The organism is Bacillus cereus group sp. BfR-BA-01523, assembly GCF_022662615.1.
Lineage (GTDB): Bacteria > Bacillota > Bacilli > Bacillales > Bacillaceae_G > Bacillus_A > Bacillus_A mycoides.
On record NZ_JAKUDX010000002.1, the window covers coordinates 355,575 to 371,180 of the forward strand.

Sequence of the window (15,606 nt, forward strand, 5' to 3'; positions counted from 1 at the left end):
TAAAAATTCACTTGATTTATTTGAAAAGGAGAGTAGACTAGGAAACAATAAAAAACTCATAGAACATAGGGGGCGCTTTCAAGTGAACGAGCAGTGGATTTTCTTAAATGGAGAATTTGTTCCAAAAGACGAAGCAAAGGTTTCAGTATATGATCATGGCTATTTATATGGCGATGGAGTGTTCGAAGGAATTAGGGTATATAGCGGTAATGTTTTCCGTTTGAGAGAGCATCTTGTCCGGTTATATGAATCAGCGAAATCCATCATGTTAGAAATTCCATATACGTTAGAAGAAGCAACGAAAATCGTTGTTGAAACGATTCGACAAAACAAACTATCTAATGGATATATCCGCCTCGTTGTATCAAGAGGACCTGGGAACTTGGGATTAGATCCCGATTCTTGTACGAAACCAAATGTAGTAGTAATTGCAGAGCAATTATCTTTATTTCCACAAGAATATTATGAAAAAGGGATTCCGATTATAACAGTTGCAACGCGTCGCAATCGCCCGGATGTTTTATCGCCCCAAGTAAAATCTTTAAATTACTTAAATAATATTTTAGTTCGCATTGAGGCGAAATTAGCTGGAGTACAAGAAGCACTTATGTTAAATGACCAAGGATATGTAGCTGAAGGCTCTGGAGATAATGTATTTATTGTGAAGGGAAATAAATTAATTACACCACCAAGTTCTGCTGGAGCGTTAGAAGGTATTACACGAAACGCGATTTTAGAAATCGGCGAAAAACTTGGATATGACGTAAGAGAAGAATTATTTACAAGGCATGATGTATATGTAGCTGATGAAGTGTTTTTAACAGGAACAGCTGCTGAAGTAATTGCTGTTACGACAGTAGATGGAAGAACGATTGGTTTAGGTAGAACAGGGCCACATACGAATCGTTTATTAGAAGAATTCCGTAAATTAGTTGTAGAAGATGGAGAGAAAATTTACGAAGAAAATAAAGTTGGATAATAGCTCTTATGACATGATAAAGCGTTGATAGGGAGGAGTAGTTGACTGTGAAGCCTCACAGAGAGTCGGTGGTTGCTGGAAACCGATGGTTCACGTCGACGAACATCACCCTTGAGTGCTAAGCTGAAACGTTTGTTTAGGCTTAGACGGTAGCTCCGTTATTAGCTAGACTCATATCCCGAGTCACTGAGGCAAGAGTAATCTTGCAAAGAAGGGTGGTACCGCGAAATCTTTCGTCCCTTCAGCACATAGCTGGAGTGTGGACGTAGGATTTTTTTATTTTATAAATGTTTTAAAAAAGGGGGCTTATAAGAAAATGTCTTCAAAAACGGAAGAGAAACTGGCAACTGGTGCACAGCTATTGTTAGAAGCGCTAGAAAAGGAAGGAGTAGAGGTGATTTTTGGTTATCCAGGTGGTGCGGTTTTACCTCTATATGATGCGCTTTATGATTGTGAAATTCCGCATATTTTAACGAGGCATGAGCAAGGTGCAATTCATGCTGCTGAAGGATATGCAAGAATTACAGGAAATCCAGGAGTGGTAATTGCAACAAGTGGACCGGGTGCTACAAATGTTATTACTGGTCTAGCTGACGCGATGATTGATTCATTGCCACTTGTTGTATTTACAGGGCAAGTAGCAACAACGTTAATCGGGAGTGATGCTTTCCAAGAAGCTGATATTATGGGGCTTACGATGCCGGTGACAAAACATAATTATCAAGTACGAAAAGCATCGGATTTACCCCGAATTATTAAAGAAGCATTTCATATCGCTAGAACAGGAAGACCAGGCCCAGTCGTAATTGACCTTCCGAAAGATATGGTAGTAGAGAAAGGTGAGCGATGTAGTGATGTACAAATGGATTTACCAGGATACCAGCCTAATTACGAACCGAATCTACTACAAATAAACAAATTATTACAAGCGATTGCGACTTCAAAAAAACCGTTAATTTTAGCTGGAGCAGGTGTATTGCATGCGAAAGCATCGAAAGAATTAACAAGTTTTGCTCGCAAATATCATATTCCAGTTGTTCATACATTACTTGGTCTTGGTGGGTTTCCGCCAGATGATGAACTATTTCTAGGGATGGGAGGAATGCACGGTTCATACACCGCAAATATGGCGTTATACGAATGTGACTTACTTATTAATATAGGTGCAAGGTTTGATGATCGTCTTACTGGAAATTTAGCTTATTTTGCTAAAGAGGCGATTGTCGCACATATAGATATTGATCCAGCGGAAATTGGGAAAAATGTGCCGACTGAAATCCCTATTGTTGCGAGTGCAAAGCAAACATTAGAAGCTCTACTCAACTTTAAAGAAGGGGAAGTACATCACAATGATTGGCTTTCGTTATTGAATAGTAGAAAAGAAAAATACCCTCTTTCTTACAAAGAACATGCAGAGCGTATTAAACCTCAATATGCAATTGATATGCTATACGAAATTACGAAAGGGGAAGCGATTGTAACGACAGATGTTGGGCAACATCAAATGTGGGCAGCTCAATATTATCCGCTGAAAAATCCAGATAAATGGGTAACTTCTGGAGGCTTAGGAACAATGGGCTTCGGATTTCCAGCAGCAATAGGTGCACAAATCGCAAAGCCTGAAGAACTAGTTATTGCAATTGTCGGTGATGCTGGATTTCAAATGACCCTGCAAGAACTTAGTGTGTTAAAAGAGCATTCTTTACCAGTTAAAGTTTTTATTTTAAATAATGAAGCTTTAGGGATGGTAAGACAATGGCAAGAGGAATTTTATAATGGGCGATATTCGCACTCCTTACTTTCATGCCAACCAGATTTTGTTGCGCTTGCCAATGCTTATGGCATAAAAGGTGTTCGTATTGAAGACCCACTTCTTGCAAAGCAACAATTACAGTATGCAATTGAGTTAAGAGAGCCTGTTGTAATTGATTGCCGCGTACTTCAATCCGAAAAGGTAATGCCGATGGTTGCCCCAGGAAAAGGCGTTCATCAAATGGAGGGAGTGGAGAAAAGGTGAAGAGAATTGTAACAGCGACAGTTCGAAATCAAAGCGGTGTGTTAAATCGAATTACAGGTGTTATGACACGTAGACATTTTAATATTGAAAGTATTTCAGTAGGTCATACGGAATCATCGGATATTTCGAGAATGACGATTGTTGTACACGTTGAAAATGAACAGCAAGTTGAGCAGTTAATTAAACAACTTCATAAGCAAATCGATGTACTGAAAGTATCAGATATTACAGAAGAAGCGATGATCGCTAGAGAACTTGCACTTATTAAAGTAGCAACGTCTGTAGCAAGAGCAGAATTATATAGTTTAATTGAACCGTTCCGAGCCGCTGTAATAGACGTTGGGAAGGATTCCATAGTGGTGCAAGTAACAGGTACCCAGGAGAAAGTAGAAGCGTTAATTGAATTACTTCGTCCATATGGTTTGAAAGAAATTGCTAGAACAGGTGTAACAGCATTTACACGTAGTATGAAAAAACAAGATAAACAAGTTATGTTAATTCAATAATTATTTAAAAAATAGGGGGAAATGAAAATGGCGAAAGTTTATTATGAAAAAGACGTAACGGTAAATGTATTAAAGGAAAAGAAAGTGGCAATCATCGGATATGGATCGCAAGGCCATGCGCATGCGCAAAACTTACGTGATAACGGATTTGATGTGGTAGTAGGACTGAGGAAAGGGAAGTCATGGGATAAGGCGAAAGAAGACGGTTTTTCTGTATATACAGTAGCGGAAGCAGCAGAAAAAGCAGATGTAGTAATGATTCTACTACCTGATGAATTACAGCCGGAAGTATATGAAGCTGAAATTGCACCAAACTTACAAGGCGGCAATTCTCTCGTTTTCGCGCATGGATTTAATGTTCACTTTGATCAAGTAAAACCGCCAGCTAATGTAGATGTATTTCTAGTAGCACCGAAAGGTCCAGGGCATCTAGTACGTCGTACGTTTGCGGAAGGGGGAGCTGTTCCTGCATTATTTGCAGTATATCAAGATGCAACAGGAGTTGCGACTGAAAAGGCACTTTCATATGCAGATGGAATTGGGGCGACGAGAGCAGGTGTATTAGAAACAACATTTAAAGAAGAAACAGAAACAGATTTATTTGGAGAGCAAGCTGTACTTTGCGGCGGAGTGACTGCACTAGTAAAAGCTGGGTTTGAAACGTTAGTTGATGCTGGTTATCAACCGGAAGTTGCATATTTTGAATGTTTACATGAACTAAAACTAATCGTTGACCTTATGTATGAAGGCGGACTTGAAAATATGAGATATTCAGTTTCAGATACAGCGCAGTGGGGCGACTTCGTATCAGGACCACGCGTTGTAACGGAAGATACGAAGAAAGCGATGGGTGCAGTGCTAGCAGAAATTCAAGATGGTACATTTGCAAGAGGCTGGATTGCAGAGCATAAAGCAGGAAAACCAAATTTCCATGCGACAAATGAGAAAGAAAATGAACATGAAATCGAAGTAGTTGGACGTAAATTACGTGAAATGATGCCTTTCGTACAGCCCCGAGTAAAGGCAGGGGTCAAATAATATGAAGCAAATTTTGTTCATGGATACGACGCTACGTGATGGCGAACAATCACCAGGAGTTAATTTAAATGAACAAGAGAAATTACAGATTGCGAGGCAACTAGAGAGACTTGGTATTAATGTAATGGAAGCTGGATTCGCAGCAGCTTCTGAAGGTGATTTTCAATCGGTAAAACGTATCGCAAATACCATTCAAAATGCTACGGTTATGAGTTTAGCTAGAGCGAAAGAAAGTGATATTCGAAGAGCCTATGAAGCTGTGAAAGGCGCTGTCTCTCCTCGTTTACACGTATTTTTAGCTACGAGTGACATTCATATGAAATATAAGCTTTGTATGTCAAAAGAAGATGTATTAGATAGCATACATCGCTCGGTTACGCTCGGGAAATCACTATTTCCAACAGTTCAATTTTCAGCAGAAGATGCAACAAGAACATCGAGAGCATTTTTAGCGGAAGCAGTAGAAGTCGCGATTCGCGCAGGAGCGAATGTAATCAATATTCCTGATACAGTTGGATATACGAATCCAGAAGAATATTATTCTCTCTTTAAATACTTACAAGAATCCGTTCCGTCGTATGAAAAAGCAATTTTCTCTTGTCATTGTCACGATGATCTTGGGATGGCAGTAGCGAATTCGTTAGCTGCGGTTGAAGGCGGAGCGTTACAAGTAGAAGGAACGATTAATGGAATTGGAGAAAGAGCGGGGAATGCGGCGCTAGAAGAAGTCGCGGTTGCTCTCCATATTAGAAAAGATTTCTATGAAGCAGAATCCTCTATGACATTAAAAGAAATTAAAGCGACGAGTACGTTAGTAAGTCGGTTAACGGGTATGGTTGTACCGAAAAATAAGGCGATTGTTGGAGCAAATGCTTTTGCTCACGAATCAGGTATTCATCAAGACGGTGTATTAAAAGAAGTAACGACGTATGAAATTATTGAACCATCACTGATTGGAGAGTCACAAAATTTATTTGTATTAGGAAAGCATTCCGGGCGCCATGCGTTTACTGAAAAAATGAAAGAACTTGGTTATGAGTTTACAAAAGAAGAACGAGATGTGGTGTTTGAAGCATTTAAAAACTTGGCTGACCGTAAAAAAGAAATTACAGAAGAAGATTTACGTGCGCTTATGCTTGGTGAAGCAGCATTTGCGGCCCAGCAATATAGCATTACTCAATTGCAAGTACATTTCGTATCAAATAGTACACAGTGTGCAACGGTTGTACTAAAAGATGAGGAAGGAAATATGTACGAAGATGCAGCAACTGGTTCTGGAAGTATTGAAGCGATCTATAATGCAATTCAAAGAATTTTAGGATTAGAATGTGACTTAGCGGATTATCGCATACAATCTATAACGCAAGGTCAAGATGCACTTGCACATGTTCATGTTGAATTAAAAGAAGGAACTCATCAAGTATCAGGTTTTGGTGTTGCGCAAGACGTATTAGAAGCATCGGCGAGAGCGTATGTTCATGCGGCCGGAAAATTAAAATCTTTTATTACTCTTGTGAAGTAACTGTTTGATAAGTGAGGGGATCGTCCCTTACTTATCAAAAAATGTTTCTGAAAATTCAGATAAAAAGGAGTGTTTTAATTGGAAAAACGTATCGTTTGTTTAGCGGGTGATGGTGTTGGTCCGGAAATTATGGAAAGTGCGAAGGAAGTATTGCATATGGTAGAGAGGCTATATGGACATCACTTTCATTTACAAGATGAGTACTTTGGCGGAGCGGCTATCGATTTAAATGGGCAACCATTACCACAGCGAACACTTGCCGCTTGTTTAGCGAGTGATGCGGTTTTACTTGGAGCGGTTGGTGGACCGCGGTGGGATGATGCGAAAGAAAGGCCAGAGAAAGGATTATTAGCTTTAAGAAAAGGACTTGGTGTATTTGCGAACGTTCGTCCTGTAACAGTAGAAAGCGCAACTGCACATTTATCGCCATTAAAAAACGCAGATGAAATTGACTTCGTTGTCGTTCGTGAACTAACAGGCGGTATTTATTTCTCTTATCCGAAAGAAAGAACGGAAGAATCGGCAACTGATACACTTACGTACCATCGTCATGAAATTGAACGTATCGTGTCGTATGCTTTTCAATTAGCGAGTAAGAGAGAGAAAAAAGTAACCTCTATTGATAAAGCGAATGTTTTAGAATCTAGTAAATTGTGGAGAGCTGTTACGGAAGAAGTAGCTCTTCGATATCATAATGTTGAATTAGAGCACATTTTAGTAGATGCAGCTGCTATGGAGTTAATTCGAAACCCAAGGAGATTTGACGTTATCGTAACAGAAAATTTATTTGGTGATATTTTGAGCGACGAGGCTTCTGTATTAGCAGGGTCATTAGGAATGCTTCCATCAGCGAGCCATGCGGAAAACGGGCCGTCTTTATATGAGCCTATTCACGGATCAGCGCCAGATATTGCAGGTAAAAATAAAGCGAATCCAATTGCGATGATGCGTTCAGTAGCGATGATGCTTGGGCAATCATTTGGATTAACGAGAGAAGGGTATGCGATTGAAGAGGCAATTTCTGCAGTTCTTCAATCTGGGAAATGTACAGCTGATATTGGGGGGAATGAGACGACAACTTCATTTACGAGGGCAGTTATTCAAGGAATGGAAGAGCAGGCACTAGTAGGGAGAGGAAGATAATGGGGAAAAGGTTACTAGATAAGCTTTGGGAAAGACATGTAGTTGTAACGAATGAAAATGGATTGGATTTATTATATATCGATCTTCATCTCGTTCATGAAGTAACGTCACCGCAAGCCTTTGAAGGCTTGCGGCTTGCAAATCGAACTGTTCGGAGACCGGAATTAACGTTTGCAACGATGGATCATAATATTCCAACGAAAGATGTTTGGAATATTACCGATCGCATTGCGAAGCAGCAATTGGATACACTTCGTGACAATTGTAAACAATTTAAGGTGCGATTAGCCGATATTGGTGATGAAGAGCAAGGAATCGTTCACGTTATAGGACCAGAACTTGGGCTCACACAACCGGGGAAAACGATTGTATGCGGTGATAGCCATACAGCAACCCACGGTGCTTTCGGTGCTTTAGCGTTTGGTATTGGTACGAGTGAAGTAGAACATGTATTAGCAACTCAAACGCTGTGGCAACGAAAACCGAAAGCGATGGGGATTGAATTAAAAGGAAAGTTACCGAAAGGCGTTTATGCAAAGGATATTATTTTGCATCTTCTCTCAAAGTACGGTGTAGCGGTTGGAACGGGGCATGTAATGGAATTCTACGGAGAGACGATTCGTGATATGGGTATGGAAGAGAGAATGACACTTTGCAATATGGCAATTGAAGGGGGAGCGAAAGCTGGCATCATTGCACCAGATGAGAAAACATTTTCTTATGTAAAAGGGCGTGAATATGCACCGAAAGACTATGAAACGTTTACGGGAAAATGGTCGGAGCTTTATACAGATTCAGATGCAATTTATGATTTACATATTTCGGTAGATGTTACGGATTTAGCACCGTATGTCACTTGGGGAACAAATCCTAGTATGGGTGTTCCTATTGATGAAAAATTACCAGAGAAGCATAACGAAAATGATGAAAGAGCATTTTCATATATGGGATTGAGCCCTGGGCAAAGTACGTTTGAAATTCCTGTTAAGCATGTCTTCATTGGTTCTTGTACAAATTCACGTTTATCTGACTTAGAAATTGCTGCATCTGTTGTAAAAGGGAAAAAGGTAAAAGAAGGTGTGCGAGCACTCGTTGTACCAGGATCAAAAAGTGTGAGAGAGCGGGCGATGCAAAAAGGCTTACATCGCATATTTGAAGAAGCGGGATTTGAATGGAGAGAGCCTGGATGTTCAATGTGTCTTGGGATGAATCCAGATCAAGTACCTGAAGGAGAACATTGTGCTTCTACTTCAAATCGTAATTTTGAAGGAAGGCAAGGGAAAGGAGCACGAACACATTTAGTAAGTCCAGCTATGGCTGCAGCAGCTGCGTTATATGGTCATTTTGTTGATATTAGAAAGGAGAGTTACGATGGAACCATTTCATATTCATAAAGGTACTGCCGCAGTACTTATGAATGATAACATTGATACAGATCAAATTATTCCGAAGCAATATTTGAAGAGAATTGAAAGGACGGGATTTGGAAAATATTTATTTGATGAGTGGCGTTACGATAATGAGCGCCATGAAAATCCTAATTTCTCCCTTAATGCACAAGAACGAAAAGGAGCAAGTATATTAATTACAGGTGATAATTTTGGATGTGGTTCTTCAAGAGAACATGCTCCGTGGGCGCTTGCGGATTATGGTTTCCGTGTTATTATCGCCGGAGGATTTGCAGATATTTTTTATATGAATTGTATGAAGAATGGTATGTTACCGATTGTAATGGATAAAGAGATGCGTGAACAACTTGCCCAAACGAATGCAAGAGATCAAATGGAAGTTGATTTAGAGAATGAAGTAATTATTACGAATACGCACAGGTTTCATTTTACAATCGAGAAAATGTGGAAAGAAAAATTATTAAATGGTCTAGATGAAATCAGCATTACAATGCAATATGAACAAGAAATTGAAGAGTATGAAAGAAAAGTAGCTTCACATTAACTAAAAGTAGAATATTCGAAATGTATTTACATTCAGAATTAACTGTTATATAATATGTAAAAAATCAGAGGAGAAAGGGAGTAAGTATTATGAATATCGTGCAATCTATTAAAATGCTTACAAAACTACATCATCATACATGAAACCCTTGAACCTAACGTGAAAACGTGTAGGCACAAGGGTTATTCCCGTTGTACCTACACTCTACTAAAGAGCCTTGTAGGTATTTTGTCTACAAGGCTCTTTTTATTTTCGGTTTGGGTGGATGGAATGGCATAAATTAAAGAGGGAAGGGTGTGTGAATTCAGATGACAAAGTGGAAACGGGCAAATCCGAATGGAACGAGAGATTACTTATTCGAAGAATGTACGTTAATTGAAGAAGTGGAACAAAAATTAAGACGGACCTTTTTAGAGAGAGGTTATGAAGAAATAAGGACACCTACAATTGAATTTTATGATGTTTTTGCATTTCAAAACAGGCCGATAGATGAAGAAAAGATGTATAAATTTTTTGATGAAAAAGGACGGATTATCGTTTTACGCCCAGATATGACAATTCCTTTAGCAAGAGTAATTGGAACACAGAGAGGAGATATTCCTCTTAAAGTAACTTATAGCGGGAATGTATTTCGGGCGAATGAGTCCCTTACTGGGAAATATAATGAAATAGTGCAAAGTGGTATTGAAATTATCGGGATTGAAAATGTAAGGGCTGAAATTGAATGTGTGATAAGCGTAATTCAAGCACTTCAAAAATTAAAGGTGCAATCTTTCACAATTGAGATTGGGCAAGTGCAGTTATATAAATGTATCGTAAAAAAGCTCCCCATTAATGATGAAGAAGAGAAGTTACTTAGAACGTATATTGAAAGTAAAAATTATGCCGCACTCTCACACTTTATAGAAGAAAAGAAATTAAATCGGTGTGATGAAACAGTAAGGTTACTTGAGAAACTACCAAGGTTATTCGGGAGTTTAGATGTTGTTGAGGAAGCGGAAAAACTCGCCTCAAGTAATGAAATGAAAATGGCCATTGCGAGAGTGAAAGAAATATATGAAACAATTGAACAGTTAGGATATGGCTCTTACATATCAATTGATTTAGGTATGGTTCAACATTTGGATTATTATACGGGTGTTATTTTCAAAGGGTATATATATGAAATTGGAGAAGAGATTGTTAGTGGCGGAAGATATGATGAGTTAATTGGAAATTTTGGAGAGATGATGCCAGCGGTTGGGCTCGCGGTGCAAGTAAATCAAATAGTTAAGGCACTTCAAGAGCAGCAAGAACCATATAAACGAAAGAGAATAGATATTATGATTCATTATGAGTTAAATAGATTAGCAGAAGCGGAAAGGTTACGAAATTTACTTCAAAAGGACGGGAAGAATGCCCAGTTATCTTTATTCTCTAATTTAAACGATACTTTTCAATTTGCAAACAAGAATAAAATAATGACAGTCGTTGAGGCGAAGAGTGAGTCACTAGTGGAATATGTATGGAGAGAGAAATGGATCATCCAGAAAGAAGGGGAGGCTTCATGCGTAACATTCAAATTGCGTTAACGAAAGGAAGATTAGAAAAGCATGTTATTCCACTATTTGAAAAAATCGGAATTGATTGTTCAGAGCTCAAAGATAAAGGAAGAAAACTTGTGTTTAAAAGTAAAAACACAAACATTTCATTTATTTTAGTGAAAGCGGTAGATGTTGCTACTTATGTAGAACATGGCGTAGCTGATATTGGAGTCGTTGGAAAAGATATATTAATGGAATTTGAGAAAGATATATATGAGATGGTCGATTTAGGAGTGGGCGTGTGTAAATTTTGTGTCGCTTCTATTCCTACGTATAATCCGAAGAGTTATCGAAAAAAACGAATTGCTACGAAATATCCGCACATTACTTCTACATATTTTCATGATAAAGGGGAGGATGTAGAAATTATTAAAATAGAAGGATCTGTAGAGATTGCTCCACTTCTAGGTTTGGCAGATGCCATTGTTGATATTGTTGAAACAGGAAAAACATTACAAGAAAACGGGTTAATTGTATTTGAGGAAATGTGCTCTATATCAGCTCGAATGATTGTGAATAAGGCTGCATTGAAAACTAAAAAAGACGAAATATTCTGTATTATAAATATGATGGAACAAGAAATTTTGTCAGGGAAATAGGGGGACTTTAAATGGAGATAGTTTTTGAAGATTTCCAAGAGGCTTTATCGAAAATAAAATCGCTACGAGAAAGCGCTAATATAATAGAAGAAACTGTTCAAAGAAGTGTAAGTGAAATTGTTCAAAACGTAAGGAAGAGTAAAGATGAGGCTTTATCGTTCTATACAAAAAAGTTTGATGGTGTAGAGACAAAAGATTTTCGTGTAAGTGAGGAAGAAATAAAACAAGCAAGTAAGTTTGTAGAACAAGCTTTTTTAGAAGCGTTAAAAGAGGCGAAGAAAAATATTATCTCGTATCACGAAAAGCAAAAAAGACAATCTATGTTTGATTGTGTGAGTGAAGGGGTAATTAGAGGGCAGCTTATTCTTCCGTTAGAAAATGTAGGTGTATATGTGCCGGGCGGGACTGCTTCGTATCCTTCATCAGTATTAATGAATGTATTGCCAGCAAAACTCGCAGGAGTGAAAAAAATTGTAATGGTAACACCGCCGAAGCAAGGAGGAATTGATCCGCATATTTTAGCTGCTGCAAGTCTTGCAGGTGTAGATGAAATATATATGGCTGGTGGTGCTCAAGTAATTGCTGCTCTAGCATATGGAACGGAATCGATTCCTAAAGTAGATAAAATAGTTGGGCCAGGGAATTTATATGTCGCGCTAGCGAAGAGAGAAGTATATGGGATAGTCAATATCGATATGATTGCTGGACCATCAGAAATTGTAGTTATCGCAGATGAAACAGGAAATGCCGAATATATTGCTGCTGATTTATTATCACAGGCAGAACATGACGAGAGGGCAACAGCTATTTGCATTACAACAAATATAAAGCTTGCTAAAGAAGTAGAAAGAGAAATAGAAAGGCAGCTAGAGACGTTGCCTAGAAGTGAAATCGCTCGTGAATCCATAAAAAGAAATGGAGCAATTTTTATTGTCCCTTCTTTAGAAGAGGCGTTTCATTTATCAAATGAAATCGCTCCAGAACATTTAGAGTTACACATAAAAGAGCCAATGAATGCTCTAGCTTATGTAAAGCATGCTGGATCAATTTTTCTTGGTCCATATGCACCTGAACCGCTCGGAGATTATTTGGCGGGGCCGAATCACGTATTACCGACAAGTGGAACGGCAAGATTTTTTTCTCCGTTATCCGTCGATGATTTCGTAAAAAAATCAAGCTTCGTTTCGTATACGGAAGAAGCGTTAAGAAGTGTACAGCATCATATTGTAGAACTTGCAAATAAAGAAGGTTTACATGCACACGCAAGAGCAATCCAAATTAGGTTTAAGGAGGAAGAATAATGCGCGAGTCTAGTCAAGTACGTGAGACGACGGAAACAAAAATTAAATTAAGTTTGCAACTTGATGAAAGTACGAATGTTTCTGTGCAAACGGGAGTTGGATTTTTTGATCATATGCTAACTTTATTTGCTAGACACGGAAGATTTGGTTTGCAAATTGAAGCTGAAGGTGATGTATTCGTTGATGCTCATCATACGGTTGAAGATGTTGGAATTGTACTCGGAACTTGCTTGAAAGAATCATTGCAAAATAAAGAGGGGATTAACCGTTACGGCTCAGCGTATGTACCGATGGATGAATCTTTAGGATTTGTCGCGATTGATATAAGCGGGCGCTCATATATTGTATTTCAAGGTGAATTAACAAATCCGAAGCTAGGGGATTTTGACACAGAATTAACGGAAGAATTTTTTAGAGCAGTTGCTCATGCTGCAAATATTACGTTACATGCTCGCATTTTATACGGAAGCAATACACATCACAAAATTGAAGCTTTATTTAAAGCGTTCGGTCGAGCGCTTAGAGAGGCAGTCGATAAAAATGCCAATATTAATGGTGTAAATTCAACGAAAGGGATGTTGTAATTGATTGCAATTATAGATTATGGAATGGGAAATATTCGTAGTGTGGAACAAGCATTAAAATATATTGGAACAGAGTACATCATAACGGATGACAAAAAAGAAATATTGAGAAGTGATGGAGTTATTTTACCAGGAGTAGGCACATTTCCGAAAGCGATGGGCGTTTTAGAAGAAAAAGATTTAGTATGTGTGCTAAAAGAAGTTGGGAGCTTAGGAAAACCGCTTCTGGGTATTTGCTTAGGAATGCAGCTTTTATTTGAGAAAAGTGAGGAACTACAAAATTGTAACGGATTAAATTTATTGCCAGGTGTTATTCGAAAGTTAAAAGTTCCTTATAAAATTCCACATATGGGGTGGAATGAATTAAAAAAAGAAGGAGAAATATCGCTTTGGAATGGAGTAGAGGACGGTTCTTTCGTATATTATGTCCACTCTTATTATGCAGATTGTCCGAATGAAATTGTGTATGGGGCAAGTGAATATGGAGTGAAAGTACCTGGTTTTGTAGCAAAAGGAAATATATTTGGCGCACAGTTTCATCCTGAAAAAAGTGGGGAAATTGGGATGCGAATGTTGAAAAATTTCAAAGGGGTGGTAGAAGCATGGAAATCTTCCCAGCTATCGATTTAAAAGAAGGACGATGCGTCAGGCTTTATCAAGGAGAGTTTAGTAAAGAAACGGTGATGAATGAAGATCCAGTCGCACAAGCAATCATATTTGAAAAACTTGGAGCGAAAATACTACACGTTGTTGATTTAGATGGAGCAATTGTTGGGGAGTCAGTAAATTTACCTGTCATTGAAAAAATATGCAAGGCGGTACGTATTCCAGTGCAAATTGGAGGAGGAGTTCGGTCACTCGCGGCAGTGGAGAAGTTGTTGTCAGTAGGTGTAGAAAAAGTGATATTAGGAACGGCTGTCCTTTACGATAAATCATTTTTAGAAGAAGCGGTTCGTCTATATAAGGAGCAAATCATAGTTGGAATTGATGCGAAAAATGGTTTCGTAGCAACAAGGGGCTGGTTAGATGTGTCTGAAATTTCGTACATCGATTTAGCGAAGCAAATGGAAAGTGTAGGTGTTCAAACGATTGTGTTTACGGACATTTCAAAAGATGGGACACTTGCAGGACCAAATTTTGAGCAATTAGAGTTACTGCAAAAAAGCGTGGGTATTCGTGTGATTGCATCTGGAGGTGTCGCATCTATTCAAGATGTGAAAAGATTAAATGATATGAACATATATGGCGTCATTATTGGGAAGGCACTTTACGAGAAAACGATTGATTTAGAAAAAGTGTTACAGGTAACAAAATTATGTTAGCAAAACGAATTATTCCATGTCTAGATGTGAAAGAAGGGCGGGTAGTAAAGGGTGTGAATTTTATAGGGTTACAAGACGTCGGTAATCCTGTTGAAATAGCCGCATTATATAATGATGCGGGAGCAGATGAAATCGTATTTTTAGACATCACTGCGACGCATGAAGGGCGAAAAACGATTATAGATGTTGTAGAACAAACAGCCTCAAAGGTGTTTATTCCTCTTACAGTTGGCGGGGGGATTTCAAGTGTTAAAGATATGTACAATTTACTAAGAGCTGGAGCAGATAAAGTTTCAATAAACTCAGCGGCAGTGAGAAATCCGAAGTTAATCCAGGAAGGTGCGGAACATTTTGGCTCACAATGTATTGTCGTAGCAATTGATGCTAGAAAAGTAGAGGAAGATAAATGGAATGTATACGTGAACGGCGGAAGAGTCGATACAGGGATGGATGCAATCGAATGGGCGAAGCGCGTTGTAAAGCTCGGGGCAGGAGAAATTTTGTTGACGAGTATGGATGCAGATGGAACGAAAAACGGATATGATCTTCGTTTAACAGGAGCAATTTCAAACAGCGTTTCTGTTCCAGTAATTGCATCAGGTGGATGTGGTCATGTGGATCACATTATAGAAGTATTTCAAAAGACAACAGTTGATGCAGCATTAGCGGCATCAATCTTTCATTATGGTGAAGCGACTGTACAAGATGTAAAGAGAAAATTAAGAGAAGCAAACGTTGAGGTGCGGTTATGAAACCTAATTTTGCAAAAGGATTGATACCAGCTGTTGTTATCGAGGAAGATACGAAAGAAGTTTTAATGTTAGCTTATATGAATGAAGAAGCGTATGACAAGACGCTGGAAACGAAAAGAACATGGTTTTATTCCCGTTCGAGACAATCGTTATGGAATAAAGGAGGTACATCGGGAAATGTCCAATATGTGCAATCACTTTATTTAGACTGTGATCAAGATGCAATCGTTGTTGTCGTAAAGCAAGTAGGGCCTGCTTGCCATACGGGAGAAAAAACGTGTTTTCACTACAAAATTATATAGGGGGA

General features: G+C 38.6%; 16 protein-coding genes and 1 other annotated feature. All 16 genes read left to right on the forward strand.

Annotation, left to right across the window (positions count from 1 at the left end; genetic code table 11):
* Positions 1-82 precede the first annotated feature (82 nt).
* Positions 83-979 (forward strand): branched-chain-amino-acid transaminase, encoded by an 897-nt coding sequence (ilvE, locus tag MR066_RS06245; protein WP_002011723.1) that lies wholly within the window; start codon positions 83-85, stop codon positions 977-979.
* A gap of 15 nt (positions 980-994) precedes the next feature.
* Positions 995-1,223: a binding site (T-box leader), on the forward strand.
* 72 nt (positions 1,224-1,295) lie between these two features.
* On the forward strand, positions 1,296-2,996 hold the full coding sequence (ilvB, locus tag MR066_RS06250) for an acetolactate synthase large subunit (RefSeq protein ID WP_242246236.1): 1,701 nt from the start codon (positions 1,296-1,298) through the stop codon (positions 2,994-2,996).
* On the forward strand, positions 2,993-3,502 hold the full coding sequence (gene ilvN, locus MR066_RS06255; RefSeq protein ID WP_000822948.1) for an acetolactate synthase small subunit: 510 nt from the start codon (positions 2,993-2,995) through the stop codon (positions 3,500-3,502). The genes ilvB and ilvN overlap by 4 nt, the downstream gene beginning before the upstream one ends.
* 21 nt (positions 3,503-3,523) lie before the next feature.
* Positions 3,524-4,540, forward strand: a complete 1,017-nt coding sequence (gene ilvC, locus MR066_RS06260; protein WP_003188179.1) for a ketol-acid reductoisomerase — start codon at positions 3,524-3,526, stop codon at positions 4,538-4,540.
* A 1-nt stretch (position 4,541) separates the two neighbouring features.
* Positions 4,542-6,062, forward strand: coding sequence for a 2-isopropylmalate synthase (gene leuA / locus MR066_RS06265; protein ID WP_002064438.1), 1,521 nt, complete (start codon positions 4,542-4,544; stop codon positions 6,060-6,062).
* A 78-nt stretch (positions 6,063-6,140) separates the two neighbouring features.
* On the forward strand, positions 6,141-7,205 hold the full coding sequence (gene leuB / locus MR066_RS06270; RefSeq protein ID WP_242246237.1) for a 3-isopropylmalate dehydrogenase: 1,065 nt from the start codon (positions 6,141-6,143) through the stop codon (positions 7,203-7,205).
* A complete protein-coding gene (gene leuC / locus MR066_RS06275) occupies positions 7,205-8,599 on the forward strand; it encodes a 3-isopropylmalate dehydratase large subunit (protein WP_002011716.1) in 1,395 nt (464 codons plus the stop codon). Before leuB ends, leuC begins: the two co-directional genes overlap by 1 nt.
* Complete coding sequence (gene leuD, locus MR066_RS06280; protein WP_012260613.1) at positions 8,577-9,158, forward strand: 3-isopropylmalate dehydratase small subunit; 582 nt, start codon at positions 8,577-8,579, stop codon at positions 9,156-9,158. The genes leuC and leuD overlap by 23 nt, the downstream gene beginning before the upstream one ends.
* Before the next feature lie 308 nt (positions 9,159-9,466).
* Entirely contained in the window at positions 9,467-10,729 is a 1,263-nt protein-coding gene (locus tag MR066_RS06285) for an ATP phosphoribosyltransferase regulatory subunit (RefSeq protein ID WP_002140970.1), read from the forward strand.
* Positions 10,705-11,340, forward strand: coding sequence for an ATP phosphoribosyltransferase (hisG, locus tag MR066_RS06290; protein WP_033708301.1), 636 nt, complete (start codon positions 10,705-10,707; stop codon positions 11,338-11,340). Before MR066_RS06285 ends, hisG begins: the two co-directional genes overlap by 25 nt.
* An 11-nt stretch (positions 11,341-11,351) precedes the next feature.
* Positions 11,352-12,641 (forward strand): histidinol dehydrogenase, encoded by a 1,290-nt coding sequence (gene hisD, locus MR066_RS06295; RefSeq protein WP_201066563.1) that lies wholly within the window; start codon positions 11,352-11,354, stop codon positions 12,639-12,641.
* Complete coding sequence (gene hisB / locus MR066_RS06300) at positions 12,641-13,225, forward strand: imidazoleglycerol-phosphate dehydratase HisB (RefSeq protein WP_002030662.1); 585 nt, start codon at positions 12,641-12,643, stop codon at positions 13,223-13,225. The genes hisD and hisB overlap by 1 nt, the downstream gene beginning before the upstream one ends.
* Entirely contained in the window at positions 13,226-13,855 is a 630-nt protein-coding gene (gene hisH, locus MR066_RS06305; protein ID WP_002011707.1) for an imidazole glycerol phosphate synthase subunit HisH, read from the forward strand. It abuts the gene before it with no gap.
* Positions 13,828-14,547: a 1-(5-phosphoribosyl)-5-[(5-phosphoribosylamino)methylideneamino]imidazole-4-carboxamide isomerase gene (gene hisA / locus MR066_RS06310; RefSeq protein ID WP_242246238.1), complete on the forward strand. Its 720-nt coding sequence runs from the start codon at positions 13,828-13,830 to the stop codon at positions 14,545-14,547. The genes hisH and hisA overlap by 28 nt, the downstream gene beginning before the upstream one ends.
* The gene (hisF, locus tag MR066_RS06315) at positions 14,541-15,299 is read left to right on the forward strand and encodes an imidazole glycerol phosphate synthase subunit HisF (protein WP_088034932.1); all 759 of its coding nucleotides are present in this window, start codon (positions 14,541-14,543) and stop codon (positions 15,297-15,299) included. The genes hisA and hisF overlap by 7 nt, the downstream gene beginning before the upstream one ends.
* Positions 15,296-15,601, forward strand: a complete 306-nt coding sequence (hisI, locus tag MR066_RS06320) for a phosphoribosyl-AMP cyclohydrolase (protein WP_002086731.1) — start codon at positions 15,296-15,298, stop codon at positions 15,599-15,601. Before hisF ends, hisI begins: the two co-directional genes overlap by 4 nt.
* Positions 15,602-15,606 lie beyond the last annotated feature (5 nt).